General features: G+C 61.7%; 1 protein-coding gene. It reads right to left on the bottom strand.

Annotated features, from left to right (window positions below; all coding sequences use genetic code 11):
* A partial coding sequence (locus RCCGE510_RS14215; protein ID WP_007630892.1) for a calcium-binding protein occupies positions 1 to 1,194 on the bottom strand: 1,194 nt, incomplete at both ends.

The raw sequence follows: 1,194 nt of genomic DNA, 5'->3' as shown, positions 1-1,194 counted from the left end.
TCGTTGCCGGCGCCGCCGGTGATTATGTTGGCAAGCGCATTGCCGGTGCCGGTGAAGCTGGCGGAGCCCGTGTAGGTCAGGTTCTCGACATTGACCAAGGCGGCGATCGAGTAGGCGGCAAGCGCCGTGCGGATTTCGTCGGTGCCGGCGCTGTCCTTGATCACGTCGCCCGCACTGTCGACCACATAGATGTCGTCGCCGGCGCCGCCGTCAAGCGTGTCGTTGCCGGCACCACCGTCCAGCGTGTCGTTGCCGGCGCCGCCGGTGATCGTATTGACAAGCGCATTACCGGTGCCGGTGAAGCTGGCGGATCCCGTATAGAGCAGGTTCTCGACATTGTTGCCGAGCGTATAGCTTGAAAGCACCGTCTTGATCAGATCGGTTCCTGCATTCAGCCCTTCGGTGACCACGTCGCCAACGTTGTCGACAATATAGGTGTCGTTGCCGGCTGCGCCGATCAGTATGTCTGCTCCGGCATTGCCGTCCAGAGTATCGGCACCTGCCCCGCCCTTGATCGTGTTGTCGAGGCTGTTGCCCGTCCCGGCAAAGGCTACCGCGCCGGTATAGGTGAGGTTCTCGACATTGGCGGCAAGCGTATAGTTCGCCAATGCCGTGCGAACCGTATCGGTCCCCTCATCGGTCGCCTCGGTGACAGTGTCGCCGGCATGGTCGACGATGTAGGTGTCGTCGCCTGCCCCACCGATCAAGCTGTCAGCACCCGCCCCGCCATCAAGCGTGTCATTACCGGCGCCGCCGGAAAGCGTATCAGTGGCAGCGCCACCCGTGATCGTGTTGTCGAGATTGTTACCGGTACCAGCGAAAGTCCCTGTGCCGGCAAAGCTCAAGTTCTCGACATTGTCGGCAAGCGTATAGCTCGCCAGGTTCGTGCGAACCGTGTCGGTCCCTACGTCGGCGGCTTCGGTGACGATGTCGCCGACATTGTCGACGATGTAGGTGTCGTTGCCCGCTCCGCCGATCAAGCTGTCCGCACCTGCCCCGCCATTCAGCGTGTCATTGCCGGCACCGCCGGTGATCGTGTTGTCGAGCGCATTGCCGGCGCCGATGAAGCTGGCAGATCCGGTATAGGTCAGGTTCTCGACATTGTTGCCGAGCGTATAGCTTGCAAGCGCCGTCTGGACCGTGTCCGTCCCCTCGTTCACATTCTCGATCACGATGTCGGTCGCAATATCGACC

Origin of the sequence: Rhizobium sp. CCGE 510 (genome assembly GCF_000292525.1) — a bacterium.
GTDB lineage: Bacteria > Pseudomonadota > Alphaproteobacteria > Rhizobiales > Rhizobiaceae > Rhizobium.
Note: the sequence above shows the minus strand (reverse complement) of the source record. Positions and strands in the feature narration are given on the sequence as shown.